Below are 25,129 nucleotides of genomic sequence, written 5' to 3'. Positions count from 1 at the left end.
AACTCCGGCGACAATGCCGCCATGTTCGCCCTCTTCGAAGACGCCGGAAAATTCCTCGCCGGCCGCGTGATGTCCGAGGCCGACAGCTCGATGCAGATCGAGCTGGACTCCGGCAAGCGCGTCAAAGCCAAGACCGCCAACGTGCTGCTGAAGTTCGAGCAGCCGCCCCCGGCCCAGCTGCTGGCGCAGGCCCAGGCCCTGGCGGCCGAGATCGACCTCGACCTGGCCTGGGAGTTCGCGCCCGCCGAGGAATTCGGCTTCGCCGACATCGCCCGCGACTATTTCGATGCCAGCGCCGGGCCGGTGCAGCAGGCCGCCACGCTGCTGCGGCTGTTCGAGGCACCGCACTATTTCCGCCGCGTCGGCAAGGGCCGCTTCAAGAAGGCGCCCGAAGAGATCGTCAAGGCCGCGCTGCTGGGCATCGAGCGCAAGAAGCAGCAGCAGGCCCAGGTCGAGGCCTGGGCCGCCGAGCTGGCCGGTGGCAGCTGCCCGGCGCCCATCCGCGAGCAGCTCTTCCGCATCCTGTTCAAGCCGGACAAGAACGCGCTCGAATACAAGGCGGTGGTGGAGGCGGCGCGGCAGTCGCATGCCGCGCCGCTGGAGCTGCTGACGCGCGCCGGCGCGATCGACAGTCCCTACCAGTTCCACTGGCGGCGTTTCCTGTTCGAGCATTTCCCCAAGGGCTACGGCTTCCCGGAACTCAGCGCACCGGCCATCAAGGAAGAGTTGCCGACCGCCGCCGTGCGCGCTTTCAGCATCGACGACTCGGCCACCACCGAAATCGATGACGCGCTCTCGGTCACCGGCCTGGGCAGCGGCACGGTGGTGTTCGGCATCCACATCGCCGCGCCGGGGCTGGCCATTGCGCCGGGCTCGCCGCTGGACCAGGTGGCCCGTTCGCGCTACTCCACCGTCTACATGCCGGGCTACAAGCTGACCATGCTGCCCGACGAGGTGGTGCAGGCCTACACGCTGCAAGAAGGCCGCGACTGCCCGGCGGTCTCGCTCTACGTCACGCTGGACGAGGCGACGCTGGCCGTCACCGCCACCGAGACCCGCCTGGAGCGGGTGCCGATCGCCGCCAACCTGCGGCATGACCGGCTCGACGGCATCGTCACCGAGGCGGCCCTCAATGGCGAGGGCCCGGCCGACTTCCCCTTTGCCGAGGAGCTGCGCTTTGCCTGGCGCCTGGCCCGCCACCTGAAGGCCGAGCGCGAGGTGGTGCGCGGCAAGCCGGAGAACTTCACCCGCCCGGACTACAACTTCCGCCTGGAAGGCAACGGCGACCGCGAGCCCGACGGCAGCGAGACGGTACTGATCGGCGTGCGCAAGCGCGGCGAGCCGCTCGACCTGATCGTCGCCGAGGCGATGATCCTGGCCAACAGCACCTGGGGCGGCTGGCTGGGCGAGCTGGGCGTGCCGGGCATCTACCGCGGCCAGGCCAGCCTGCTGCCCGGCGTGAAGGTGCGCATGGGCACCAAGCCGATGCCGCATGCCGGCATGGGCGTGAAGCAGTACACCTGGGCCACCTCGCCGCTGCGGCGCTATGTGGACCTGGTGAACCAGTGGCAGATCATCGCCTGCGCCCGCCACGGCCGCACGGCGGCGCTGGCCGCGCCCTTCAAGCCGAAGGACGCGGAGCTGTTCTCGGTCATCTCCGGCTTCGACGCCGCCTACTCGGCCTACAACGACTACCAGTCCGGCATCGAGCGCTACTGGACGCTGCGCTGGCTGGAGCAGAACGAGGTGCATGAACTCGACGCGGCCGTGTTGAAGGAGGGCCTGGTGCGGGCCGACACGCTGCCGCTGGTGTTCCGCGCCAACGGTGCCGAGCGGCTGGCACGCGGAGCCCGGGTGCGGGTGCGCATCGCCTCCATCGACAAGCTGACGCTTGACGTCTTCGCCAGCGTCACCGCCCACCTCGACGATGCCGCGCTGGCACCGACCGGCACCGAAGAAGAGGCCGACGAGCTGGAGCCGGCTGCCGGCCCGCTGTCGCTGGCCATCGACCTCAACGAGAGCGAGGCCCAACAAGGCGACAATACCGCCGGCGCCCCGCCCACCTCCGCTGCCTGACCCAGCATGCTGAAGAATTTCTCGACCCTGCACATCGCGCTGGCCTTCTCGGTCGGCGTGCATGCCGTCCTCGGCACGCTGCGCTTCGTCGACCCCCAGGGTTTCGACCGGCTGTTCGAGGACACCCCGCTTGAAGTGGTGCTGGTCAATGCCCGCTCGAACGAGGCGCCACTGAAGGCCCAGGCCATCGCGCAGGCGAGCCTGGCGGGCGGCGGTGAAGCGGCCGCCGGCCGCGCCACCTCGCCGCTGCCGCCCTCCGAGCTCCAGGCGGTGGGCGACGCGATGGAGGACACCGACAAGCGCATCGAGGCGCTGCAGGAGCAGCAGAACCGCTTGCTCAGCCAGGTCAAGCGCGACCTGGCGGCGCTGCCGCCGCCCGACCCGCAGCAGGACCCGGGCCGGCCCGAGAACAAGGCGCAGGAAGAACGGCGCCGCCAGTTGCTGCGCATGCTGGCCGAGATCGAGAAGCGCATCAACGAAGAAAATGCCCGCCCCAAGCGCCGCTACATCAGCCCGAGCACGCGCGAGGAGGTCTACGCCGTCTACTACGATCAGCTGCGCCGCAAGATCGAGGAACGCGGTACCCGCAACTTCCCCGAACACCAGGGCCGCAAGCTCTATGGCGAGCTGACGATGATCGTCACCGTCGACGCTGCCGGCCGGGTGGTCGACACCGAGATCGTGCAGCACTCGGACTCGCCCATCCTCGACCGCCGTGCGGTCGCCATCGTCGAGGCGGCATCTCCCTTCGGCGCCTTCACGCCTGGCATGCGCGGCAAGGCCGACCAGATCGTGGTGGTCTCGCGCTTTCGCTTCACCCGCGACGAAGCGCTCGAAACCACGCTCACCACCCCGCAGTGACACCCCCCTCACGCATGGACCGCTACGCCGTCGTCGGCCACCCCGTCGAGCACAGCAAGTCACCCTACATCCACGCGCGCTTCGCCGAGCAGTGCCACCAGCCGGTCACCTACGGCCGGCTGCTGGCGCCGCTGGACGCCTTCCTGCCCACTGTGCGCGAGTTCGCCGGCAGCGGCGCGCGAGGCTGCAACGTCACCGTACCGTTCAAGTTCGAGGCCTTCGCGGCCGCGGCGCAGGCCAGCGAACGGGCGCAGCTGGCCCAGGCAGCCAACCTGCTGCGCTTCGATGCCGACGGCCGCTGGTTCGCGGACAACACCGACGGCGCCGGCCTGGTCCATGACCTCCAGCACAACGCCGGCCTCGAGTTGGCCGGGCGCGACCTGCTGCTGATCGGCGCCGGCGGGGCCGCGGCCGGTGTGCTGGGACCGCTGCTGCAGGCGCGTCCGCGCCGGCTGGTGGTCACCAACCGCACGCTCGACAAGGCCCGTGAGCTGGTGCAGCGGCATGCCGCCCTCGCGCTGGCGCAGTCGGTCGAGCTACAGGCGGCGCCGCTGGACGACTGTGGCCGCGGCCACCACCTGGTCATCAACGCGACGGCCAGCAGCCTGCAGGGCGGCGCGGTGCCGGTGGCCGGCCAGGTACTGGCCCCCGGGGCGCTGGCCTACGACATGATGTACGGCCCGCCGGCCGCCGCCTTCCTGGCCTGGGCCGCCGAGCATGGTGCCAGCGGCCGCGACGGCCTGGGCATGCTGGTGGAGCAGGCGGCGGAGGCGTTCGCCGTCTGGCGCGGTGTGCGTCCGCAAACGCAGCAGGTGCTGGCCGACTTGCGCGCCGGCCGGGGTTGAGGAGTCTGCGAGCATGAAGTCCGTGCTGGCCACAGCGGGCCGTTTCCTCGGATTGCTGGTGCTGTGCGGCCTGGCCCTGCAGTTGTATTTCCTCGGCCGCATCGCGCTGATGGCCGCCATCGACCCGCAGTCCACCACTTTCCAGCGCGCCGAGGCCTGGCGCATCCTCACCGAGCAGGGCGAGCTGCCGTGGCGGCAGGAGTGGCGCGCCTACGAGGAAATGTCCGACCACCTCAAGCGCGCAGTGATCGCCTCCGAGGACAGCGGTTTCCTGGAGCACGAGGGCATCGAGTGGGAAGCGCTGGAAAAAGCCTACGAGCGCAACCTGAAGGCGCAGGAAAAGGCCGACCGCTACAACGAGCGGATGGCCAAGCTGGCCGAGCGCCGCCCCAACCGGCCGGTGAAGATGCGCCTGGCCAAGGTGGTGGGCGGCTCCACCATCACGCAGCAGCTGGCCAAGAACCTGTTCCTGTCGGGCGAGCGAAACCTGCTGCGCAAGGCGGAAGAGTTTGCCCTGACTTTCATGCTGGAAGCGCTGTTGAGCAAGGAACGCATCCTGGAGATCTACCTGAACAACGTCGAATGGGGTGAAGGAGTGTTCGGCGCGGAAGCTGCCGCCCAGCACTATTTCCGCCTCGGTGCCGACCGGCTTTCGGCGCCCCAGGCCGCCCGGCTGGCGGCGATGCTCCCGGCCCCGAAACAGTTCGAGAAGCGCCCGAATTCGGGCCGCCTCGGCGCCCGCAGCGCCCGCGTGCTGCGCGACATGCGGGCCGTGGAACTGCCCTGAAGCGCGCGGGTGCGCAGAGCGCCCGCTTCGGGCCTTGCGCTTGCACGCGGGCAATGGCCCCTGTGCCGGCCCCTCCTAGAATGCCTGCTGCTCCTGCCGAGTCGCCCATGCCCTCCAATCCCGTCATCGCCGCCGAAATCGCTGCCACCGCAGCCCGCCTCATCGTCGAGGAAGGCATGGAATACGGCCCCGCCAAGCGCAAGGCCGCCAAGATGCTCGGCAAGCGCGGGCTTGGCAACGTGGACCTTCCGGGCAACGACGCGGTGGAAGAGGAAGTGCGGGCCTACATCGAGTTGTTCTGTGCCGACACCCAGCCTGGGGAGCTGGTGGCACTGCGCCGCATCGCCCTGCGCTGGATGGAGCGGCTGGCCGAATTCCAGCCGCATCTGGCCGGCGCCGTGTGGAACGGCACCGCCACCCGGCTCAACGACATCTGGCTCAATCTGTTCTGCGACGACCCGAAGTCGGCGGAAATCCTGCTGATTGGCAAGCGGGTGGACTACGACGTCGGCAGCGTCACCGGCCTGCGTGGCGACACGGTCGACGTGCTCACCTTGTCGGAACGCGATGCCGCACTGGGCGGCGAAGTGCTGGTCCACCTCGTCATCTATGACCGTGACGACCTGCGTGGCGCGGTGAAGGCCGACAGCCGCGGCCGCACCGAGCGCGGGCCGATCGAGGCGGTGCGCGCCCTGGTGGAGGCCTCGGCGTGAAGCGGCGCGACTGGCTCACGATGTCGGCCGGGCTGGCGGCAGCGGCCGTCGGCGGCAGCCTGGGCTGGTGGCACTGGCGCAAGCCGGCCGAGGTCGCCGACGACCCCCTGTGGTCGCTGGTGCTCGACACGCCCGACGGCCGCCCCCTGAAGCTCGCGGACTACCGGGGACGGCCGCTGCTGGTCAACTTCTGGGCCACCTGGTGCGCCCCCTGCGTGCGCGAGATGCCGCAGATCGACCGCTTTGCCCGCGAGTTCGGCCCGCGGGGCTGGCAGGTGCTCGGCATCGCGGTGGACAACGGCCCGAAGGTCGCCAGCTTCCTGAAAGACCTGAAGATCGGCTTTCCAAGCGGCATCGCCGGCTTCGCCGGGGTGGAGCTGTCACGCGCGCTGGGCAACGCGCAGGGGGGCCTGCCGTTCACCGTGGCTTTCGACAGCAAGGGCCGGCTGGCCCATCGCAAGATCGGAGAAACCAGCTTCGACGAGCTCGCCGGCTGGGCCCGCAGCACCGCTTGACCTGCCGCATGGCCCGAAAAGACAGCAGGCCCGGGTAGTGAAACAATTTCTCGACATTTGCTCCGATTTGCGCGTAAAGTCACGGCTTCTCAACTTGAGGGCTGCCCTTGTCCCTCGTTCGCGATGTCCATTCTTGTCCTGCACGGTCCGAACCTGAACCTCCTCGGCACGCGAGAGCCGGGAGTGTACGGCTCGACCACGCTGGCCCAGATCAATGAAGATCTGGTCAAGAAAGCGGCAGATCGCGGGATCAAGCTGGCACACTTCCAAAACAATCACGAAGGCGCATTGATCGACCGGGTGCACGCCGCTCGCGAGGACGGCACCCGCTTCATCATCATCAACCCGGCCGGCTACACGCACACCAGCGTGGCGCTGCGAGATGCCCTGGCAGCCGTCGCGCTGCCCTTTGTCGAGGTGCATCTCTCGAATGTGCACCGGCGCGAGCCCTTCCGCCACCACTCCTACTTCTCGGATCTCGCCGAAGGCGTGATCTGCGGGCTGGGGGCGAGCGGCTACCGGCTGGCGCTGGAGTTCGCGCTGGAGCGGCTGGACGTCTAGGCGCGGACGACCGCGCCCACTCAAAAATCACGAAGGATTGCCGCGCCGCTGCGTGCCGGCATCCGCCTGAATCAGCGGCACGAGCCGCGTTGGAGAGCACCATGGACCTACGCAAGCTGAAAACACTGATCGATCTGGTGTCCGAGTCGAACATCTCGGAGCTGGAGATCACCGAAGCCGACGGCAAGGTGCGCATCGTCAAGTCAGATGGCCAGGTCGCCAGTGCGGCGCCCTACATGCCGGCCCCCGTGATGCAGCAGGCGCCGCAACAGGCGGCTGCCGCCGCGCCGGCACCGGCGGCCGCGGCCCCCGTGCCGGCCGCGCCGGCCGAGATCAGCGGCCACGTCGTGAAGTCGCCGATGGTCGGCACCTTCTACCGCGCTTCCAGCCCCGGCGCCAAGCCCTTCGCCGAGCTGGGCCAGCAGGTCAAGGAAGGCGAGGCCATCTGCATCATCGAAGCCATGAAGATCATGAACGAGATCGAGGCCGACAAGTCCGGCACGGTCACCAAGATCCTGTGCGAGAACGGCCAGGCCGTCGAATACGGCCAGCCGCTGTTCATCATCGAGTGAGCTGGCCCGGTGCCCGAACCGACGCACCGCCCTGCCGCAAGCTGCGGCGTGAGACTCGACGCACGACCCTGCCTCCCGGCGGGGTTGTTGCCGACAGCGTATCGTGCTGCGCGCTCCGCGCGCGGCCATCGAGCCGATCAAGATGTTTAAGAAGATCCTCATTGCCAACCGCGGCGAGATCGCGCTCCGCATTCAGCGCGCCTGCCGTGAGATGGGCATCAAGTCCGTGGTGGTCTATTCCGAGGCCGACCGCGACGCCAAGTACGTGAAGCTGGCCGACGAGGCGGTGTGCATCGGCCCCGCCCCCTCGGCACAGAGCTACCTCAACATGCCGGCCATCATCTCGGCGGCCGAGGTGACCGACGCCGAGGCGATCCACCCCGGCTACGGCTTCCTGTCCGAGAACGCCGACTTCGCCGAACGGGTCGAGAAGAGCGGCTTCGCCTTCATCGGGCCGACCCCCGAGTCGATCCGCCTGATGGGCGACAAGGTCTCGGCCAAGAACGCCATGATCAAGGCCGGCGTGCCCTGCGTGCCCGGCTCCGAAGGCGCCCTGCCCGAAGACCCGAAGGAGATCATCAAGATCGCCCGCAGCGTCGGCTACCCGGTCATCATCAAGGCCGCCGGCGGTGGCGGCGGGCGCGGCATGCGGGTGGTGCACACCGAGGCCGCCCTGATCCATGCGGTGCAGACCACGCGCAGCGAGGCCGGTGCGGCCTTCGGCAACCCGTCGGTCTACATGGAGAAGTTCCTCGAGAACCCGCGCCACGTCGAGATCCAGGTGCTGGCCGACCAGCACCGCAATGCGGTCTACCTGGGCGAGCGCGACTGCTCGATGCAGCGGCGCCACCAGAAGATCATCGAGGAAGCACCCGCGCCCGGCATCCCGCGCCGCATCATCGAGAAGATCGGCGCCCGCTGCGCCGACGCCTGCAAGAAGATCGGCTACCGCGGCGCCGGCACCTTCGAGTTCCTGTACGAGAACGGGGAGTTCTACTTCATCGAGATGAACACCCGCGTGCAGGTGGAGCACCCGGTGACGGAGCTGGTGACCGGCATCGACATCGTGCAGATGCAGATCCGCGTCGCCGCCGGCGAGAAGCTGCCCTTCGCCCAGCGCCACATCGCGATGCGCGGGCATGCCATCGAATGCCGCATCAACGCCGAGGACCCGTACAAGTTCACGCCCTCGCCCGGCCGCATCACGATGTGGCACGCGCCCGGCGGCCCTGGCGTGCGGGTGGACTCGCACATCTACACCAACTACTTCGTGCCGCCCAACTACGACTCGATGATCGGCAAGGTCATCGTGCACGGCGACACCCGCGAGCAGGCCCTGGCCCGCATGAGCATCGCGCTGTCCGAGACCCTGGTGGAAGGCATCCAGACCAACATCCCGCTGCACCGCGAGCTGATGGTGGACGCCAAGTTCATCGAGGGCGGCACCAGCATCCACTACCTCGAAGGCTGGCTTGGCCAGCACAAGCGCTGAAGCGACGGGCGCCACCATGTACGAGCTTGTCCTGCTGGCCCGCGAGGCCGACGTCGAGACGGTGTCCGACGCACTGATGGAGCTGGAGGCGCTGTCGGTCTCGGTGGAGGACGCCGATGCCGACACCGAGGCCGAGCACGCCCTCTTCGGCGAGCCCGGCATGCCGGCGCCGCGCGAAGGTTGGGACCGCTCGACACTGAGGGCCCTGTTCCAGACCGAGCCCGAAGCCACCGAAGCCGCCACCCTGCTGCTGGCGCAGGACTGGGCCGAGGACGTCCACGTGGTGGCCATCCAGGCGGTCGAGGCGCAGGACTGGGTGCGCCTCACCCAGTCGCAGTTCGCGCCGGTGGAAATCACGCCGGCCTTTTGGATCGTGCCCAGCTGGCACCAGCCACCGGCCCAGGCGAGCCGCCACATCCGGCTCGACCCGGGCCTGGCCTTCGGCACCGGCACCCATCCGACCACCCGCATGTGCCTGCGCTGGATCGCCCGCGAGGCGGAGGCCGGACGTGGCGCTTGGGCACGGGTGCTCGACTACGGCTGCGGCTCCGGCATCCTGGCCATCGGTGCCGCGCTGCACGGCGCCACGGCCATCGACGCGGTGGACATCGACCCTGCCGCCGTCGAGTCGACCCGGGCCAATGCCGAAGCCAACGGTGTCACGCTCCATGCCGGGCTGCCCGAGCTGGCCCAGGGGCAGTACCCATTGGTGCTGGCCAACATCCTGGCGACGCCGTTGAAGCTGCTGGCACCGCTGCTGGCCGGCCATGTCGAGGCCGGTGGCCACCTGGTGCTCGCCGGCATCCTGCAGCGCCAGGAGCAGGAGCTGAAGGACGCCTATGCCTCCTGGTGCTCGCTCGAGGTGAGCGACAGCGAGGATGGCTGGATCCTGATGACGGCCCGCGTCGGTGCTGCCGCTTGAGCCAGGCCACCGCCTGCGCCTGCGCCTGATGAGAGTGCCTGCCCGATGAGCCTGGCCACCCGCTGCCCTGCCTGCCACACCACCTTCCGGGTGGTGCAGGACCAATTGAAGGTCTCGGAAGGCTGGGTGCGCTGCGGGCGCTGCAATGAGGTGTTCAACGCGATCGAGGGCCTGTTCGACCTCGACCGCGACCCCTTGCCGCCGGCCGAGGTCATCAGCCCCGATTACAAGCGCCCGTCCGCGGGCACCGAGGCGCCGGTGATGGCCGAGCCACCGCCGGCCGCTCCTGAAGCCCGGCCGGAGCCGCCACCTCCGCCACCTCCGCCACCACCACTTCCTCCTCCTCCGCCTCCCCCCCCACCACCTGCGGCGCCGGTGGCGCCCGCCCCGCTGGCCGAGCCGCATGCAGCCAGGGCGGCCCAGGAAGAGCAAGAAGACGAGGCGCCAACCGCCTACGAGGTGCTGGACTCGCGCTTTCTCGACCAGAGCACCTACGGCCCCGAGCAGGAACGCGACGCCGACGACGGCTTCGCCAATGCCCGCTACGACAGCGACCTGCAGGAAGAAGAGCTGGAGGCGGCGCCGCCCGCCACCGGTGCGCCCGCCTGGCAACCCCGGCCGGCCGCCGAGCCGCGCAAGCGGGGGCGCAAGCCGGCCAAGCGCAAGGACGAGGCCCGCCACGCACCCGAATTCCTGCGCCAGGCCGAAAGCCAGGCCCGCTGGCGCACGCCGGGAATGCGGCTGGCCCTTTCCCTGCTTGCCCTGCTGCTGGCCGCAGCCCTCACGCTGCAGGCGGCGCTGCACTGGCGCGACTGGCTCGCGGTGTACCGGCCCGGCCTGCGCCCCCTGCTGACGCAGCTCTGCCAGGCGGCGGGTTGCCGCATCGGCCCGCTGCGCCGCATCGATGACGTCGTGCTCGACAGCAGCAGCCTGACCCGCGGCACCGGCAGCGATGCCTACCGCCTCACGGTGCTGCTGCGCAATCGCGGCGCGGTGCCGCTGGCGCTGCCCTCCATCGACCTGAGCCTCACCGACACCAACGGAGACCTGGTGGCACGCCGCGCCCTGTCGCCCGCCGATTTCGGCACGGCCGACACCATCGGCGCCCGCAGCGAAGTCTCGCTGTCGCTGGAACTCAGCACGCCGGGACAACGTGTTGCCGGTTTCACGGTCGAAGCCTTCTATCCTTAGCCGGGCCGCGCAGCGGCCATCCGCCACCGCCATCCTCCACAGGAGTCTTTCATGTCTGCCTTGATCTGCGGTTCCCTCGCGTTCGACACCATCACCAACTTCCACGGACGCTTCAAGGAGCAGATCCTGCCGGAGCAGATCCACATCCTGAACGTCTCCTTCCTGGTGCCCACGCTCAGGCGCGAGTTCGGCGGCTGTGCCGGCAACATCGCCTACACGCACAAGCTGCTGGGCGGCGAGCCGCTGGTGGTGGCAGCCCTGGGCGCCGACGGCCAGGACTACCTGGACCGCCTGCGCAGCTGGGGCGTGGCCACCGACTATGTACGGGCCGTGCCGCACAGCTATACCGCGCAGGCCATCATCATGACCGACGCGGACAACAACCAGATCACCGCCTTCCACCCCGGCGCCATGCAGTTCGCGCACGAGACCGAGCTGCAGCGCCGCGACGACGTGAAGCTGGCCATCATCGCGCCGGACGGCCGCGAGGCCATGCTGAGCCATGCCGAGCAGCTGGCGGCCGCCGGCATTCCCTTCATCTTCGATCCGGGCCAGGGCCTGCCCATGTTCAACGGCGAGGAACTGCGGCGCTTCGTTTCGCTGGCCACCTGGGTCGCCGTCAACGACTACGAAGCCAAGCTGCTGACCGAGCGCACCGGCCAGAGCCTCGCGGAGCTGTCGAGCTCGCACCTGCAGGGCGTGGTCGTGACGCTGGGCGCCGAGGGCTGCGAAGTCTGGACACAAGGCCGGGCCGAGCGGGTGCCCGGCATCAAGGCCACCAGCGTGGTCGACCCCACGGGCTGCGGCGACGCCTTCCGCGGCGCCCTGCTCTACGGCCTGGAGCGCGGCTGGAGCCTCAAGCGCTGCGCCGAGCTGGGCAACCGGGTGGGCGCCATCAAGATCGCCTGCAACGGACCGCAGAACCACACGCTGGATCGTGCGGCGCTGGCCCTGGACGACTGACGCTGCCGCGGAACAAAAAGGCCCCGGAGGCGCCGCAGGCAGAGCGACCGGCGTGCCGCCGGCCGGGCGCCGCGCCGTGATGCGCGGCTGAGGCTGCAGCGCGGGTGGCCGTGGCAGAGGCCGGCTCGCCGCCACCTGCCAGCCAGCCCAGGGGTCGCACCGGCCCCGGCGGGCCCGCTCGCGCTGCTGCGCAGCACGGCATGGCCGCTGTCGCCCTTGGCGGGCACGGCTGTCAGGCCGGCGGCTGCAGCTGCTCGATCAACACCGTCGCATCGCCCTCATACGCCACCAGCACGGTCTTGCGGCGGTGGCTGTGCCCGCGCAGCAGTTCCAGCCGCTGGCGCGGCAGCTGCAGGCGCTCAGCCAGCCACCGCAGCACCGCTTCGTTGGCCTTGCCGTCGACCGGTGGAGCCTGCAGGCGAAGGCGCAAGGCACCGTCGTGCAGGCCGACCAGCTCGGTGCGCCGGGCATTCGGAATCACGCTGAGGTCGATCTCCAGCCCCTGCCTGCTGCGTCGCAGATAACTCGGCCATTCCGCCACCGGGGAACCTCCGCTCGGCATGCTGTGAGCCGCCATGAAAAAACCCGGCCGGAGCCGGGCTTGAGAGTGCGCTGGGACGACTCAGGGCTTCGCGCCGGTCGGGAAGGGCCAGGCCGCCTGAGGGCTGAGCGTGGTCTTCGCAGCCGGAGCAGCGGCCGGTTTCGTCGCAGGAGCCGCAGCAGGCGCAGCAGCAGCCTTCTTCGCAGCGGGCTTCTTCGCAGCCTTCTTGGCAGCGGCCTTCTTGGCAGCCGGCTTCTTGGCAGCGGCGGTCTTGGTCGCGACCTTCTTCGCAGCAGCCTTCTTGGCCGGTGCGGCCTTCTTCGCCGGAGCAGCGGCCTTCTTGGCAACGACCTTCTTGGCCGCGACCTTCTTCGCCGGTGCTGCCTTCTTGGCGGCGACCTTCTTGGCCGGCGCTGCCTTCTTCGCAGCAACCTTCTTCGCCGGTGCTGCCTTCTTCGCAGCGACCTTCTTCACAGCGGCCTTCTTCGCCGGTGCAGCGGCCTTCTTCGCCGGTGCTGCCTTCTTGGCGGCGACCTTCTTGGCCGGTGCGGCCTTCTTCGCGGGAGCAGCCTTCTTCGCGGCCGCTTTCTTTGCAGTTGCCATATCGATTCTCCTTGATCAAGTTGCAAAGATCACTGCGCCGCTCGATACAGCGCAGCGATTCACCGCCCGTTGGACTGTCTTGGAGAGACGCCCTGGTACGGTGAATGGGGTGGCAGACAGTGCCTGCGGTTTCTGAGTCCGCTGGTCACTGGCTGCAAATCTTGATCTCTTCATCATGACCTGGAGAGCAGCGTTCGTGCCCGCGCTTCAATCCCAAGACAGCGCGCCACCGGACTGGTACTCGATGACGCGGGTCTCGAAGAAATTGCGCTCTTTCTTCAGGTCGATCATTTCGCTCATCCACGGGAACGGGTTTTCCTCGTTCGGGAAGAGCTCCTCCAGGCCGATCTGCGTGGCGCGCCGGTTCGCGATATAGCGCAGATAGCCCTTGAACATCGAAGCGTTGAGGCCCAGCACGCCACGCGGCATGGTGTCCTCGGCATAGCGGTACTCCAGCTCCACCGCCTTCAGGAACAGCGCCTTGATCTCGGCCTTGAACTCCGGCGTCCACAGGTGCGGGTTCTCCAGCTTGATCTGGTTGATCAGGTCGATGCCGAAGTTGCAGTGCATGGACTCGTCGCGCAGGATGTACTGGTACTGCTCGGCAGCGCCGGTCATCTTGTTCTGGCGGCCCAGCGCCAGGATCTGCGTGAAGCCGACGTAGAAGAACAGGCCTTCCATCAGGCAGGCGAACACGATGAGCGACTTCAGCAGCTGCTGGTCGTTCTCGGGCGTGCCGGTGTGGAAGTTGAGGTCCATGATCTTGTCGATGAACGGGATCAGGAACTCGTCCTTGTCGCGGATCGACGCCACCTCGTGGTAGGCGTTGAAGATCTCGCTCTCGTCCAGGCCCAGCGACTCGACGATGTACTGGTAGGCGTGCGTGTGGATCGCCTCCTCGAACGCCTGGCGCAGCAGGAACTGCCGGCACTCGGGCGCCGTGATGTGGCGGTAGGTGCCCAGCACGATGTTGTTGGCGGCCAGCGAGTCGGCAGTGACGAAGAAGCCGAGGTTGCGCTTGATGATGCGGCGCTCGTCGTCGGTCAGGCCGTTGGGGTCCTTCCATGTCGCAATGTCGCGCGACATGTTCACCTCTTGCGGCATCCAGTGGTTCGCGCAGGTCGCGAGGTACTTCTCCCAGGCCCACTTGTACTTGAAGGGCACCAGCTGGTTGACGTCCGTCTGGCCGTTGATGATGCGCTTGTCGGCGACGTTCACGCGACGCTCGCTGCTCGCGCGCACCTGGCTCGATGCAGCCGATGCGGCATGTGCAGCTTGCGTTGCCGCCGTGGAGGAAGAGGTGGGGAAGGAAGACACCGGATGTTGGGGCGACGGGGACATGGCCCGCGCTTCACTGGTGAGGTTGTGCGCGGTGCTCGTCGATTGATGATTCGAGGGAGTGACTTCTTCTTCCCAGGCCAACATGGTGGACATCCTGTAGCGGTGAATTATGAGAGTGTTGTGTTCAAACACCAAGCACTTCTTGACATTCGCACGACGAACTTGTTGCGGTCGTGCATCGCTTCAAGCGCCTGATGAGACACGCGAATCGACATCGCAATCGATGTACTGCCCGAGGTGTGTGATCGCCCTCGGGCAGTGAGCGATGCAAGCCCGTGCGGCTCGCATCGCTCACGGGCCTTGCCTTACTGGCAAGCCTCGCAAGTGGGGTCGTCGATGGCGCAGAACTTCACGTCGGTGGCCGGCTCGCTGGCCACGGCCGCAGCGATCTGCGCCTGCGCTGCAGCAGCGGCTGCATCCACTGCCGAGTAGCCACCGACGGAGCCGCCTTGCGTCGGCACCGCATTGAGCTGGCCCGCCTTGATGGTGGACTTCTCGGCATGCGTCGCGCCGATGGTGCGCAGGTAGTAGGTGGTCTTCAGGCCGCGCGTCCAGGCCAGCTTGTAGGTGTCGTCGAGCTTCTTGCCCGACGCACCGGCCATGTAGATGTTGAGCGACTGCGCCTGGTCGATCCACTTCTGACGACGTGCGGCCGCTTCCACCAGCCAGGCGGGTTCGATTTCGAACGCGGTCGCGTACAGCTGCTTCAGGTCCTCGGGCACCCGGTCGATGCGGCGCAGCGAACCGTCGAAGTGCTTGAGGTCCATCACCATCACGTCGTCCCACAGGCCGAGCTGCTTCAGGTCGCGCACGAGGAACTCGTTGATGACGGTGAATTCGCCCGACAGGTTGGACTTGACCGACAAGTTGCCGAAGCAGGGCTCGATCGACGCATCCACGCCGACGATGTTCGAGATGGTCGCGGTCGGCGCGATCGCCACGCAGTTGGAGTTGCGCATGCCGTACTGCTGGATGCGGGCGCGCAGCGCGTCCCAGTCCATCGTGCGGCTGCGGTCGACCTCGACATAGCCGCCGCGCTGCTCGGCCAGCAGGTCGAGCGAGTCGATCGGCAGGATGCCGCGGTCCCACAGCGAGCCGCGGTAGCTGGAGTAGCGCCCGCGCTCGGCTGCCAGCTCGGTCGAGGCCCAGTAGGCGTAGTAGCACAGCGCTTCCATCGAGCGGTCGGCGAACTCCACCGCCGCCTGGCTGGCGTAGGGGATGCGCAGCTCGTACAGGCTGTCCTGGAAGGCCATCACACCCAGGCCCACCGGACGGTGGCGCATGTTGGAGTCGCGCGCCTTCTTCACGGCGTAGTAGTTGATGTCGATGACGTTGTCGAGCATGCGCATCGCCGTCGCCACCGTCTTCTTCAGCTTGTCGTGATCGATGCCGCCGTCCTTGATGTGACGCGACAGGTTCACCGAGCCCAGGTTGCAGACCGCGATTTCGCCGTCATTGGTGTTCAGGGTGATCTCGGTGCACAGGTTGGAGGAGTGCACGACACCGACGTGCTGCTGCGGCGAGCGCACGTTGCAGGCGTCCTTGAACGTGATCCAGGGGTGGCCGGTCTCGAACAGCATCGACAGCATGCGGCGCCACAGGTCGACCGCGCGCACCTTCTTGAACAGCTTGATCTCGCCGCGTGCCACCTTGTCCTCGTAGCGCGTGTAGGCTTCCTCGAAGTCGCGGCCGAACTTGTCGTGCAGGTCCGGGCAGGTGGCGGGCGAGAACAGCGTCCATTCGCCGTTCTCCATCACGCGGCGCATGAACAGGTCGGGAATCCAGTTCGCCGTGTTCATGTCGTGGGTGCGGCGGCGGTCGTCGCCGGTGTTCTTGCGCAGCTCCAAGAATTCCTCGACGTCCAGGTGCCAGCTCTCCAGGTAGGCGCAGACCGCGCCCTTGCGCTTGCCGCCCTGGTTGACCGCCACCGCGGTGTCGTTGACCACCTTCAGGAAGGGCACGACACCCTGGCTCTTGCCGTTGGTGCCCTTGATGTGCGAGCCCAGCGCGCGCACCCGGGTCCAGTCGTTGCCCAGGCCGCCGGCGAACTTCGACAGCAGCGCGTTTTCCTTGATGGCCTCGTAGATGCCGTCCAGGTCGTCAGGCACCGTGGTCAGGTAGCAGCTCGACAGCTGCGAACGGCGGGTGCCGGCGTTGAAGAGGGTCGGGGTGCTCGACATGAAGTCGAAGCTCGACAGCACTTCGTAGAACTCGATCGCGCGCGCCTCGCGGTCGATCTCGTTGAGCGCCAGGCCCATGGCCACGCGCATGAAAAATGCCTGCGGCAGTTCGATGCGCTGGCTGTCGATGTGCAGGAAATAGCGGTCGTACAGCGTCTGCAGGCCGAGGTAGTCGAACTGCAGGTCGCGATCGGCCTTGAGGGCCTCGCCCAGGCGCTTCAGGTCGTACTGCAGCAGCTTCTCGTCCAGCAGCTCCGCGTCCACCCCCTTCTTCACGAAGGTCGGGAAGTACTCGGCATAGCGCTCGTGCATCTGCTCGTGGGTGGTTTCCTCGCCCAGCGTCTCCTTGCGGATGGTGTGCAGCAACAGGCGCGCGGTGGCGTTGGTGTAGCCGGGGTCCTTCTCGATCAGCGTGCGGGCCGCCAGGATGGAGGCCTTGAACACCTCTTCCATCGGCACGCCGTCGTACAGGTTGCGCTTGGTCTCGGCAAAGATCGGCTCCGGCTTGACGTCGGCGCCCAGGCCGGCGCAGGCCGACTCGATCAGCGCCTGCAGCTTGCCCAGGTCCAGCGGCACGCGCTGGCCACCGTCCAGCACCGTCAGCGTCGGCTCGGCAGCGGCGGCGGGCAGCTCGCCCTGGCGCGCGCGCTCCTGCGAGCGGCGCTCGCGGTACAGCACGTAGGCACGCGCGATCTCGTGGTGGCCGCCGCGCATCAGCGCCAGCTCGACGTGATCCTGCACATCTTCAATATGGAAGGTGCCGCCGCTCGGGCGGGAGCGCAGCAGCGCCCGCACCACGTTCTCGGTCAGGCCGTCGACCGTCTCGCGCACGCTGGCGGACGCGGCACCCTGGGTGCCGTGCACCGCGAGGAAGGCCTTCATCATCGCGACGGCGATCTTGTTCGGCTCGAAGGACACCACCGCACCGTTGCGACGAATGATCTGGTAGGCGGCATAGGCCGAGGCGCCGGGCGCGACGGGGCGCGTGGCGCCCGGCGCGTGGCCGGCCGCTTGAGCTTCGGTGCTGGTGCTGACGGTCTGCATGAATACCCCTTCTATGTGCTTCACTCAACGAATATCGAAAGCATCCAGGCGATGCGCCGCCGAGACGGCGGCTGGTGGCGTGAATGCGGGTGTTGGTCTTCGACGCCCGGCTGCGACAGGACCCCTGCATGGCAGCGGTTTCGTGCCTGTCGGCCCGCATGCGGGCTGTTGTCTGGGCTGATTTTTTGCGAGGGCGCGAGGATAACACGAACACTATAGCTAGGGGGCGAGCAGGCTTCAACACACTAGCCATAGCGTCCGCGTCAGGAATGCAGGGGCTTGACGAAGAGGCCGTTTTTTGCCTTCGGCGGCCACCGCAATACTCACTTCCGCGCCAGGCCGCACCAGGCTTGGCGTGCCGCAGCGAGGCCCGCGCCAATGCTTGCGATGCGAAGCAAAACGCGGTGCGTGCCGCGTCCTTGCTGCAAGGCGATGAAGAGGGCCGCCTCAGCGGCGATGGAAGTCGCCGGGTGCGGGAGCGGCGGCAGTGACGTCACTGCCGGCAGGGGCGAAGGGAAAGCAGGTGGCCGGCCAGCCGAGCGAGAGCACCAGCGCCTGCCAGTCGAAGGCCGCACCGGGGTCGCGCTTGCGCCCTGGCGCCACATGCTCGTGCCCCGCGACATGCGCCACCGGGTAGCGCTGCCGCAGGGCCTGCAGCAGCGGCACCAGGCAGGCGTACTGCGGGCCGGTGAAGGGCTCGTCCTCGAGACCTTCGAGTTCGACGCCGATGGAGTAGTCGTTGCAGTTTTCACGCCCCTGAAACGAGGAGCGGCCGGCATGCCAGGCGCGCTGCTCGCACGACACGAACTGCAGCAGCTCGCCGTCGCGGCGAATCACGAAGTGCGCCGACACCTCCATGCCGCGGATCTGGTCGAAGTAGGGATGCGCGTCCCAGTCGAGGCGGTTCGTGAACAGCTGCTCGATCTCGGGGCCGCCGTAGCGTCCGGGCGGCAGGCTGATGGAATGCAGCACCACCAGGTCGATGCTGGCGCCTGCCGGGCGCGGGCCGAAGTTGGGCGAGGGCAGCCGGCGTGCGGGGCCGAACCAGCCGTCCTGCCACAGCATGTCGCCGGCCTGCATCACGCCCATTGCCACAGGAGGCCGCTGGCCTCTCAGCCCTCGTCCGACTCGACCGCCACGCCGTGCTCCGCCACCAGCACGCCGAGGCGGGCCATGCGGTAGCGCATCTGCCGCAGCGACAGGCCCAGGCTTGCGCCGGCCGCGGTACGGTTGAAGCGATGGCGCTCCAGCGCACGGATCAGGATGTCGCGCTCCACCGCGTCGAGGTAGGCGGCCAGGTCGTTCGGCAGCGGAACCGCCGGCGCCTCCACCGGCGCGGCGGCCGGCACGGGCATGGCCGGCTCCACCGGCGTCGGCGCGATGGGGGCCAGTGCGGCGACCGGTTCGGGTTCGGGCGGCGGCACCTCGTTGAAGACGGCGTGCGGCAGCGCCAGGTCAACCACGTCGATCCACTCGCCGCCCGACAGGGCGACCGCACGATGCAACAGGTTCTCCAGCTCCCGCACATTCCCCGGGAAGGGATAGCGGCCGAGGTGGGCCAGCGCGGCCTGGGTCAGGCGTGGCGGCGGCCAGACGTCGGCGTCCTGCGCGATGCGGGCGAGCAGGCGGTCGCAGATCTGCGGCAGGTCTTCCAGCCGCTCGCGCAGGGCCGGCACACGGATCTGGATGACGTTGAGGCGATAGAACAAGTCCTGCCGGAAGCGGCCGCCCTGCACCTCGCTGCCGAGGTCCTTGTGCGTGGCACTGACGATGCGCACGTCCACCGGCGTCTCCGCAACGGCCCCGACCGGGCGCACCGCGCGCTCCTGGATCACTCGCAGCAGCTTGGACTGCATCGACAACGGCAGGTCGCCGATCTCGTCGAGGAACAGCGTGCCGCCGCGGGCCGCCTGGAAGAAGCCCTCGCGGTCCTCGGCGGCGCCGGTGAAGGCGCCCTTGCGGTAGCCGAAGAACTCGGCTTCCAGCAGCTGCTCGGGGATGGCGCCGCAGTTCACCGCGATGAAGGGCTGCGCGCGCCGTCCGCTCAACTCGTGGATGGAGCGCGCGACCAGCTCCTTGCCGGTGCCCGACTCGCCCTGCACCAGCACCGGCGCCATGCTGCGGCCGACCTTCTCGATCATGCTGCGCACATGCTGCATGGTGGCCGACGTGCCGGCCATGCGGTCGATGGTGCCGCTGCTGTTGGTGACCACCACCGCCGGCGCGGCGGTGCGCACGCTGCCGCGCGTGCTGGCCGGCGCCGGCACCGCCGAGCTGGCCGCCACGCCGGGCGGCGGTGCGGCGCTGGGACGGCCCAGCGCCGAGGCCACCACCGCGCGGAACTGCTTCAGGTCCACCGGCTTGGTGAGGTAGTCGTAGGCGCCGGCCTTCAGCGCCTCGACCGCGTTCTCGGGCGAGCCGAACGCGGTGATCATGATGGCCTTCTCACGCCGGCCGCTGTCCTCCAGGCGGCGCAGCAGGTCCAGGCCGGTGCCGTCGGGCAGGCGCATGTCGGTGATCACCGCGCTGTAGGTGCGGTCGCGCAGGCGCGACCATGCATCCTCGACGGTGGCCGCGGTCTCGACGTCATAGCCTTCGCGCAGCAGCGTCAGCTCGTAGAGGGTTCGCAGGTCTGGTTCGTCGTCGACGACCAGCAGGCTGTAGTGGGAGGCAGGAGTCATCTGGCGAGGTCAGGGCTGGCAACGGCGGCTTCGATGGCCCCGGGGGCTTCCAGGCGCATCACGACGAAGAACTCATTGCGAGCAACATGCTGGGGGCCACGCAGTCGGTAGTCGATGGTGGCGCCATAGCGCTCGCACAGCTCCTTGCAAATATACAAGCCCAGCCCGGTGCCCCTGCTGCGTGTGGAAAAGAAGGGCTCGAACAGGTAACGCTCCACATCTGCAGGAATCGGAGGGCCGTCGCTGGCCACGCTGAGCGTGACCACCTGGCTCTCGACCACCAGGCGCAGCTCGACGCTGCCCGGCGTGCCGGAAGCATGGCGGTAGGCGTTGTCGAGCAGGTTGATCAGCACGCGCCGCAGGTGCTCCGGATCGAAGGCCGCACCGCAGGGCTGCGCGGGCATGCCGACCCGCAGCGGGCTGCGCTCGCCCAGCGGCAGCCGCGCCGTGCGGGCCCACTCGCGGCAGGCGGCGTCCACCAGCGCACGCACGTCGATGACGTCGGCCTGCTTGGGCGCGCCGCCGGGCGCCACTTCCATCACGTCGTCGACGATGCGCTTGAGGCGCTCGACGTTGTCGGCCACCATCTGCGTGAGCTGGCGGTGCGCCGGCAGGGTCACGTCCTCGTCGAGCAGCGCATTGGCCTGCGCGATGGCCGATAGCGGGTTGCGGATTTCATGCGCGATGCCGGCCGAGATGCGACCCATGGCGGCCAGCTTTTCCTGCCGGATGCGGGCCTGCACGTCGCGCAGGTCTTCGAGGAAAAGCACGCACAGCTCCTCGGAGAGCTCCCGCTGCCGGCGCCGCGTGAAGCGCATGCGCACGCGCAATGCACGCGACTGGCCCGAGGCGAACTGCAGCGTCACCTCGGTGCCGGACTCGGGCGACTTGCCCTCGGTGAAGGCCGCGCGCGCCACGGCGGCCAGCGGCTGCCACACCGGGTGGCTGTTGAGGTGGAAGGGCGCGGGCCGCACCAGGCCCTCGTCGGTGATGAGCCGCCGCGCCGCGGGGTTGGCGGCGCGCACGCGGCCGCGCCGGTCGACCACCAGCACGCCGTCCTGCATCTCCTCGATCACCAGGCGGTTCAGCTGCGCCTGCTGGCGCGCCAGCTCCATGCTGCCGCGGGCCGCCAGCTCCTCGCGGGCGAGCCGGCCGGCCAGCTCGCCGGCGAGGATGGTGACGACAAAAAAGCCGGTGCCCACCAGGGCCGCCTGTGTCATCAGCGGCGCCAGCTGCCCGCCCTGCAAGACCAGCAGCCAGGCTTCGCCGAGCAGCAGCAAGGTCACGGCTGCCGCGACCGCAAGTGCCGACAGCCGCGGCGTCAGCACCCCCGCCATCAGCACCGGCAGGACCAGCAGGGGCACGAAATTGATGTTGGCGACCGAGGTCAGCAGGTGCAGCGTGCCGAACACCGCCAGGTCCACGCCGATGCTGGCCGCCCACTGGCGTCGCAGCAGCCGGCTGGAGGACAGCTGCTCGCTGGCCTCGGCCCGCGAGCGGGCCAGCCACCAGGTGACCACCGCAGTGATCGCATAGCCCATGTACACGGCCTGCGGCCAGCGCCACGCACCGGTGCCGCCGACCAGCAGCGACGGCAGCTGCGCGAACAGCAGCAGCAGCCCTACCGCCGCACGCGCCCCCAGGAAGGTGCGGTAGATGCGCTGGAACGACGGCAGCGTGGTGCCGAGCAGGCGCTTGGCCTGGCGCGACAGGAAGCGCGAGTCGTTGCCCTGCGGTGGCGTCCAGCCGGTGTAGCGTGACTCGCGGGCCTCGCCGCGCTCCTCGCCGAATTCGGTGTCCTGGGCGACGCCCAGGGCGGCGAACCATGACTCCTCGCCCTGCAGCGACAGGTCGGACGACGGCGTGCCTTGACGGCTGCCGGCGGCTTTCTGGCGCGCCTTGTCCTGCCGGCGGCCGGCGGTGGCCTGGCGTTCAGTCTTGCGCGGCACGGCGATGCGCCTCGCTGCAATAGGGCCCGCCGGGGCCCGGCAGGGCCTCGTCGCGAGGAAGGTGGACGCCGCAATGGCGGCAGGCCACCATCTCGCGCGGGAGCGAGGGGGCCGGCCCGGCGGGGCGACGCTTGTCGCTGTCCGGCCGCGCCGGGCGCTGTGCCCGCATGAAGCCGAGCACGAGCACGATCACGAGGATCAGGACCAGGTATTTCATGGGGACTCCCGGGGCTCAGGCCGCGGCGCTGGGGCGCATCAGCAGCACTTCGATCACGAAGCGCGAGCCAACGTAGGCCAGCAGCAGCAGCACCGCACCGGTGTAGAGCCAGCGCGCGGCCATGCGCCCGCGCCAGCCAAAGGCCTGGCGGCCGGCCAGCAAGGCCGCGATGACCACCCAGGCCAGCACCGAGAACACGCTCTTGTGGTCCCAGCGCCAGGGCTCGGCGAACCACCAGCCCAGCAGCAGTGCCGCCGACAGCACGACGAACCCCGCCGCCACGAAGCGGAAGGTCAGCTTCTCCAGCCGCAGCAGCGGCATGCCGAGGGGGGTCGGCTGCACCACGCCGCGCTTGCCACGCATCTGGCGCTCGGCATTCGAGAGCAGCGCGGCATGCAGCACGGCGGCGCCGAACAGGCCGTAGGAGGCAATGCCCAGCACCCAGTGCAGCGGCATCCACGGCGAGCTGAGGTGCGGCCGCACCTCGCCCGGAAAGCCGAGCGCGAGGGCCACCGCGGTGAGCCCCAGCGAAGCGAGGATGCGGCGCACGCCCGGCACCGGCAGCACGCGACTCTCCACCGCATACACCGCCAGCACCAGCCAGACCGTGGTAGACAGTGCCGGCGCGAAGCCGAAGCGGGCGCCGGCTTGCGACAGGCCCAGGCCCGAAGTGTCGAACATGATGGCCGCGCCGTGCGCCAGCCAGCCGAGCAGCAAGGCCGGGCGCAAGGCGCCCTCGCGCCCGCCCTGCGCCGCCGCGACGAGGTAGGCGAGCAAGGCCAGCACGCTGGCTGCGATGGTCATCGGAGAGGGGGCCGAAGCACCTCCCCAGGGCCCGGAAGCTAGAATCATCCTTACAGTGTACTTTCGCGGCGCTTCGTCCTGCAGCCCGCAGCACCCCATGGCCTCTACCCTTTCCGATCGCCTGTCACGGCTGGTCAAGCAGATGCGCGGCCAGGCCCGCATCACCGAAAGCAACGTGCAAGACATGCTGCGTGAGGTGCGCATGGCGCTCCTGGAGGCAGACGTGGCCTTGCCGGTCGTGCGCGACTTCATCGCGCGCGTGAAGGAGAAGGCGCTGGGCCAGGAAGTGGTGGGCTCGCTGTCGCCAGGCCAGGCACTGGTTGGCGTGGTGCATCGCGAGCTGGCCGCGACGATGGGCGAAGGCATCAGCGACCTCGACCTCGCCACCCAGCCACCCGCCGTGATCCTGATGGCCGGCCTGCAGGGCGCCGGCAAGACCACCACCACGGCGAAGCTGGCCAAGTACCTGATCGAGAAGCGCAAGAAGAAGGTGCTGACGGTCTCGGCCGACGTCTACCGGCCGGCCGCCATCGACCAGCTCAAGACGGTGACCAAGGCCGCCGGCGGCGAGTGGTTCCCCTCGGCGCCGACCGACAAGCCGCTGGACATCGCGCGTGCCGCGGTCGACCACGCCCGCCGCCACTATATGGATGTGCTGCTGGTCGACACCGCCGGCCGCCTGGCCATCGACGAAGCCATGATGGCCGAGATCCGCGAGCTGCACGCGGCACTCAAGCCGATCGAGACGCTCTTCGTGGTCGATGCGATGCAGGGCCAGGATGCGGTGAACACCGCCAAGGCCTTCAAGGAGGCGCTGCCCCTGACCGGCATCGTGCTGACCAAGCTCGACGGTGACTCACGCGGCGGCGCGGCCCTGTCGGTCAAGCAGATCACCGGCGCACCGATCAAGTTCGCCGGCGTGTCCGAGAAGATCGACGGCCTGGAGGTCTTCGATGCCGACCGCCATGCCGGCCGGGTGCTGGGCATGGGCGACATCGTCGCGCTGGTCGAGGAAGTGCAGAAGGGCGTCGACCTGCAGGCGGCCGAGAAGCTGGCGCAGAAGGTCAAGTCCGGCGAGGGGTTCGACCTGAACGACTTCCTGTCGCAGATCTCGCAGATGAAGAAGATGGGCGGCCTGTCGGGCCTGCTCGACAAGCTGCCGACCGAGCTGGCCGCCAAGGCCGGCCAGGCCGACATGGACCGTGCCGAGCGCGACGTGCGCCGCATGGAAGGCATCATCAACTCCATGACCGCGCTGGAGCGGCGCAAGCCCGAGCTGATCAAGGCCAGCCGCAAGCGCCGCATTGCCGCTGGCGCCGGCGTGCAGGTGCAGGAGGTCAACCGCCTGCTGAACCAGTTCGAGCAGATGCAGGGCATGATGAAAAAGATGAAGGGAGGCGGCCTGATGAAGATGATGAAGCGCATGGGCGGCATGAAGGGCCTGCCCGGCATGGGGCGCTGACCCCCCTGCTTCCTCGATTGACCCCGGCGCTTCGCGCCGCTATGGTCCTGCCGCAACTTTTCTCGACGAACGACGATGCAACAAGCAGTCCTGGTGGTCCTCGCGCTCGCGGCGGTCGCACTGTTCACCTGGTGGTGGACCCGCCGGCCCAAGCCGGCCGCGCCACGCCCGAAGGCCCGCGGCGTGGAAGCGCTGGACACCTTGCAGGCCTGGGCGCCCCAGCCCACCCGCATCCTCACCGTGGCCGAGCGCGATGCCTACCTCGCGCTGCACAAGGCCCTGCCCGAGCACATGCTGTTCGCGCAAGTGCCGCTGGCCCGCTTCCTCAAGGTGCCGACCCGCCACTCCTATGCCGAATGGCTGCGCCGCGTGGGCCAGCTGTGCGCCGACCTGGTGGTGTGCGACATGAACTCGCAGGTGGTGGCGGTGGTGGAAGTGCGCCAGCCCGAAGCGCAGGAAAGCCCCCGCACCCGCAAGCGCCATGCGCGCATGGACCGGGTGCTGCTGGCCGCCGGCATTCCGCTGCATGTCTGGATGGAAGACGACATTCCCACCCCCGCGGTCGCCCGTGAGGCCCTGATGCAGGCACCGCCGGCGGCAATACCGGGCTCGCCGGGTGCAGACGGCTTGCCCTCGCCGCGTCGGCCGGCCCCGGCCCTCGGCCAGGAGTCGGAGCAATGGGAAGCCACCGAACTGGAGGAACCGCCCTCCTCCACCTGGTTCGACGACTTCGACTCCTCGGCGATGCCGCTCAACCCGACATCGCCCGAGGCGCCGGCACGGCCCACCCCGCGGCCGCGCCACTGACA

Annotated in this window: 23 protein-coding genes; 14 read left to right on the top strand and 9 right to left on the bottom strand. The window is 68.8% G+C overall.

The features are described from left to right. Nucleotides 1-21 precede the first annotated feature (21 nt). The 12 genes from N7L95_RS19835 (at nucleotide 22) to N7L95_RS19780 (ending at nucleotide 11,498) form a co-directional block, all read left to right on the top strand. The gene (locus N7L95_RS19835; RefSeq protein WP_301256974.1) at nucleotides 22-2,076 is read left to right on the top strand and encodes a ribonuclease catalytic domain-containing protein; all 2,055 of its coding nucleotides are present in this window, start codon (nucleotides 22-24) and stop codon (nucleotides 2,074-2,076) included. Between the two features lie 6 nt (nucleotides 2,077-2,082). Further along, nucleotides 2,083-2,937, top strand: coding sequence for an energy transducer TonB (locus tag N7L95_RS19830; protein ID WP_301256973.1), 855 nt, complete (start codon nucleotides 2,083-2,085; stop codon nucleotides 2,935-2,937). 14 nt (nucleotides 2,938-2,951) lie between these two features. Beyond that, nucleotides 2,952-3,782: a shikimate dehydrogenase gene (aroE, locus tag N7L95_RS19825; protein ID WP_301260193.1), complete on the top strand. Its 831-nt coding sequence runs from the start codon at nucleotides 2,952-2,954 to the stop codon at nucleotides 3,780-3,782. Between the two features lie 13 nt (nucleotides 3,783-3,795). After that, on the top strand, nucleotides 3,796-4,569 hold the full coding sequence (locus tag N7L95_RS19820) for a transglycosylase domain-containing protein (RefSeq protein WP_301256972.1): 774 nt from the start codon (nucleotides 3,796-3,798) through the stop codon (nucleotides 4,567-4,569). A gap of 107 nt (nucleotides 4,570-4,676) precedes the next feature. Continuing rightward, nucleotides 4,677-5,282 (top strand): hypothetical protein, encoded by a 606-nt coding sequence (locus N7L95_RS19815; protein ID WP_301256971.1) that lies wholly within the window; start codon nucleotides 4,677-4,679, stop codon nucleotides 5,280-5,282. Continuing rightward, entirely contained in the window at nucleotides 5,279-5,797 is a 519-nt protein-coding gene (locus N7L95_RS19810; protein ID WP_301256970.1) for a TlpA family protein disulfide reductase, read from the top strand. Before N7L95_RS19815 ends, N7L95_RS19810 begins: the two co-directional genes overlap by 4 nt. 123 nt (nucleotides 5,798-5,920) lie before the next feature. Continuing rightward, nucleotides 5,921-6,358, top strand: a complete 438-nt coding sequence (gene aroQ, locus N7L95_RS19805; RefSeq protein WP_301256969.1) for a type II 3-dehydroquinate dehydratase — start codon at nucleotides 5,921-5,923, stop codon at nucleotides 6,356-6,358. 101 nt (nucleotides 6,359-6,459) lie between these two features. Then, on the top strand, nucleotides 6,460-6,930 hold the full coding sequence (gene accB / locus N7L95_RS19800; protein WP_301256968.1) for an acetyl-CoA carboxylase biotin carboxyl carrier protein: 471 nt from the start codon (nucleotides 6,460-6,462) through the stop codon (nucleotides 6,928-6,930). A 142-nt stretch (nucleotides 6,931-7,072) separates the two neighbouring features. Continuing rightward, nucleotides 7,073-8,422 carry an acetyl-CoA carboxylase biotin carboxylase subunit gene (accC, locus tag N7L95_RS19795; RefSeq protein WP_301256967.1) on the top strand — a complete coding sequence of 450 codons (1,350 nt, stop codon included), beginning with the start codon at nucleotides 7,073-7,075 and terminating at the stop codon, nucleotides 8,420-8,422. A 16-nt stretch (nucleotides 8,423-8,438) separates the two neighbouring features. After that, entirely contained in the window at nucleotides 8,439-9,344 is a 906-nt protein-coding gene (prmA, locus tag N7L95_RS19790; protein WP_301256966.1) for a 50S ribosomal protein L11 methyltransferase, read from the top strand. 45 nt (nucleotides 9,345-9,389) lie between these two features. After that, nucleotides 9,390-10,535 (top strand): zinc-ribbon and DUF3426 domain-containing protein, encoded by a 1,146-nt coding sequence (locus N7L95_RS19785; RefSeq protein WP_301256965.1) that lies wholly within the window; start codon nucleotides 9,390-9,392, stop codon nucleotides 10,533-10,535. Nucleotides 10,536-10,586: 51 nt separating this feature from the next. Beyond that, on the top strand, nucleotides 10,587-11,498 hold the full coding sequence (locus N7L95_RS19780; RefSeq protein ID WP_301256964.1) for a carbohydrate kinase family protein: 912 nt from the start codon (nucleotides 10,587-10,589) through the stop codon (nucleotides 11,496-11,498). Nucleotides 11,499-11,730: 232 nt separating this feature from the next. Here N7L95_RS19780 and N7L95_RS19775 read toward each other — a convergent pair whose 3' ends face one another. The 9 genes from N7L95_RS19775 to N7L95_RS19735 all read right to left on the bottom strand — a co-directional run bounded on the left by N7L95_RS19775 (nucleotide 11,731) and on the right by N7L95_RS19735 (nucleotide 22,858). Further along, nucleotides 11,731-12,060 (bottom strand): DUF167 domain-containing protein, encoded by a 330-nt coding sequence (locus N7L95_RS19775; protein ID WP_301256963.1) that lies wholly within the window; start codon nucleotides 12,058-12,060, stop codon nucleotides 11,731-11,733. Between the two features lie 60 nt (nucleotides 12,061-12,120). Beyond that, complete coding sequence (locus N7L95_RS19770; protein WP_301256962.1) at nucleotides 12,121-12,642, bottom strand: histone H1-like DNA-binding protein; 522 nt, start codon at nucleotides 12,640-12,642, stop codon at nucleotides 12,121-12,123. Between the two features lie 207 nt (nucleotides 12,643-12,849). Beyond that, the gene (locus tag N7L95_RS19765) at nucleotides 12,850-14,067 is read right to left on the bottom strand and encodes a ribonucleotide-diphosphate reductase subunit beta (protein ID WP_301256961.1); all 1,218 of its coding nucleotides are present in this window, start codon (nucleotides 14,065-14,067) and stop codon (nucleotides 12,850-12,852) included. Between the two features lie 221 nt (nucleotides 14,068-14,288). Then, a complete protein-coding gene (locus N7L95_RS19760; RefSeq protein ID WP_301256960.1) occupies nucleotides 14,289-17,207 on the bottom strand; it encodes a ribonucleoside-diphosphate reductase subunit alpha in 2,919 nt (972 codons plus the stop codon). Between the two features lie 447 nt (nucleotides 17,208-17,654). Beyond that, on the bottom strand, nucleotides 17,655-18,287 hold the full coding sequence (ampD, locus tag N7L95_RS19755) for a 1,6-anhydro-N-acetylmuramyl-L-alanine amidase AmpD (protein ID WP_301256959.1): 633 nt from the start codon (nucleotides 18,285-18,287) through the stop codon (nucleotides 17,655-17,657). A gap of 32 nt (nucleotides 18,288-18,319) precedes the next feature. Further along, entirely contained in the window at nucleotides 18,320-19,888 is a 1,569-nt protein-coding gene (locus N7L95_RS19750) for a sigma-54-dependent transcriptional regulator (RefSeq protein ID WP_301256958.1), read from the bottom strand. Continuing rightward, nucleotides 19,885-21,837: a sensor histidine kinase gene (locus tag N7L95_RS19745; protein ID WP_301256957.1), complete on the bottom strand. Its 1,953-nt coding sequence runs from the start codon at nucleotides 21,835-21,837 to the stop codon at nucleotides 19,885-19,887. Before N7L95_RS19745 ends, N7L95_RS19750 begins: the two co-directional genes overlap by 4 nt. Further along, nucleotides 21,821-22,054, bottom strand: coding sequence for a PP0621 family protein (locus tag N7L95_RS19740; protein WP_301256956.1), 234 nt, complete (start codon nucleotides 22,052-22,054; stop codon nucleotides 21,821-21,823). Before N7L95_RS19740 ends, N7L95_RS19745 begins: the two co-directional genes overlap by 17 nt. Nucleotides 22,055-22,069: 15 nt before the next feature. Beyond that, nucleotides 22,070-22,858, bottom strand: coding sequence for a cytochrome C assembly family protein (locus N7L95_RS19735; RefSeq protein WP_301256955.1), 789 nt, complete (start codon nucleotides 22,856-22,858; stop codon nucleotides 22,070-22,072). Between the two features lie 97 nt (nucleotides 22,859-22,955). Here N7L95_RS19735 and ffh point away from each other — a divergent pair, with 97 nt between their 5' ends. Together ffh and N7L95_RS19725 are read left to right on the top strand one after the other, a co-directional pair. Continuing rightward, nucleotides 22,956-24,320 (top strand): signal recognition particle protein, encoded by a 1,365-nt coding sequence (gene ffh / locus N7L95_RS19730; protein WP_301256954.1) that lies wholly within the window; start codon nucleotides 22,956-22,958, stop codon nucleotides 24,318-24,320. A gap of 75 nt (nucleotides 24,321-24,395) precedes the next feature. After that, nucleotides 24,396-25,127 (top strand): DUF2726 domain-containing protein, encoded by a 732-nt coding sequence (locus N7L95_RS19725; protein ID WP_301256953.1) that lies wholly within the window; start codon nucleotides 24,396-24,398, stop codon nucleotides 25,125-25,127. Nucleotides 25,128-25,129: the final 2 nt, after the last annotated feature.

It is taken from the genome of Eleftheria terrae (assembly GCF_030419005.1).
In the GTDB taxonomy this organism is placed as follows: Bacteria; Pseudomonadota; Gammaproteobacteria; order Burkholderiales; family Burkholderiaceae_C; genus Caldimonas; species Caldimonas terrae.
This window is presented reverse-complemented; position numbering and strand designations above follow the sequence as displayed.

What these genes read in the sequence shown, in the direction of transcription:
- aroE (WP_301260193.1), top strand. Translation starts at nt 2,952, where the DNA reads ATGGACCGCTACGCCGTCGTCGGCCACCCCGTCGAGCACAGCAAGTCA.
- prmA (WP_301256966.1), top strand. Translation starts at nt 8,439, where the DNA reads ATGTACGAGCTTGTCCTGCTGGCCCGCGAGGCCGACGTCGAGACGGTG.
- N7L95_RS19735 (WP_301256955.1), bottom strand. Translation starts at nt 22,858, where the DNA reads ATGACCATCGCAGCCAGCGTGCTGGCCTTGCTCGCCTACCTCGTCGCG.
- N7L95_RS19750 (WP_301256958.1), bottom strand. Translation starts at nt 19,888, where the DNA reads ATGACTCCTGCCTCCCACTACAGCCTGCTGGTCGTCGACGACGAACCA.
- N7L95_RS19765 (WP_301256961.1), bottom strand. Translation starts at nt 14,067, where the DNA reads ATGTTGGCCTGGGAAGAAGAAGTCACTCCCTCGAATCATCAATCGACG.
- N7L95_RS19830 (WP_301256973.1), top strand. Translation starts at nt 2,083, where the DNA reads ATGCTGAAGAATTTCTCGACCCTGCACATCGCGCTGGCCTTCTCGGTC.
- N7L95_RS19780 (WP_301256964.1), top strand. Translation starts at nt 10,587, where the DNA reads ATGTCTGCCTTGATCTGCGGTTCCCTCGCGTTCGACACCATCACCAAC.
- N7L95_RS19785 (WP_301256965.1), top strand. Translation starts at nt 9,390, where the DNA reads ATGAGCCTGGCCACCCGCTGCCCTGCCTGCCACACCACCTTCCGGGTG.
- N7L95_RS19725 (WP_301256953.1), top strand. Translation starts at nt 24,396, where the DNA reads ATGCAACAAGCAGTCCTGGTGGTCCTCGCGCTCGCGGCGGTCGCACTG.
- aroQ (WP_301256969.1), top strand. Translation starts at nt 5,921, where the DNA reads ATGTCCATTCTTGTCCTGCACGGTCCGAACCTGAACCTCCTCGGCACG.
- ampD (WP_301256959.1), bottom strand. Translation starts at nt 18,287, where the DNA reads ATGCAGGCCGGCGACATGCTGTGGCAGGACGGCTGGTTCGGCCCCGCA.
- N7L95_RS19770 (WP_301256962.1), bottom strand. Translation starts at nt 12,642, where the DNA reads ATGGCAACTGCAAAGAAAGCGGCCGCGAAGAAGGCTGCTCCCGCGAAG.
- N7L95_RS19740 (WP_301256956.1), bottom strand. Translation starts at nt 22,054, where the DNA reads ATGAAATACCTGGTCCTGATCCTCGTGATCGTGCTCGTGCTCGGCTTC.
- N7L95_RS19815 (WP_301256971.1), top strand. Translation starts at nt 4,677, where the DNA reads ATGCCCTCCAATCCCGTCATCGCCGCCGAAATCGCTGCCACCGCAGCC.
- ffh (WP_301256954.1), top strand. Translation starts at nt 22,956, where the DNA reads ATGGCCTCTACCCTTTCCGATCGCCTGTCACGGCTGGTCAAGCAGATG.
- N7L95_RS19775 (WP_301256963.1), bottom strand. Translation starts at nt 12,060, where the DNA reads ATGCCGAGCGGAGGTTCCCCGGTGGCGGAATGGCCGAGTTATCTGCGA.
- N7L95_RS19835 (WP_301256974.1), top strand. Translation starts at nt 22, where the DNA reads ATGTTCGCCCTCTTCGAAGACGCCGGAAAATTCCTCGCCGGCCGCGTG.
- accC (WP_301256967.1), top strand. Translation starts at nt 7,073, where the DNA reads ATGTTTAAGAAGATCCTCATTGCCAACCGCGGCGAGATCGCGCTCCGC.
- accB (WP_301256968.1), top strand. Translation starts at nt 6,460, where the DNA reads ATGGACCTACGCAAGCTGAAAACACTGATCGATCTGGTGTCCGAGTCG.
- N7L95_RS19820 (WP_301256972.1), top strand. Translation starts at nt 3,796, where the DNA reads ATGAAGTCCGTGCTGGCCACAGCGGGCCGTTTCCTCGGATTGCTGGTG.
- N7L95_RS19760 (WP_301256960.1), bottom strand. Translation starts at nt 17,207, where the DNA reads ATGCAGACCGTCAGCACCAGCACCGAAGCTCAAGCGGCCGGCCACGCG.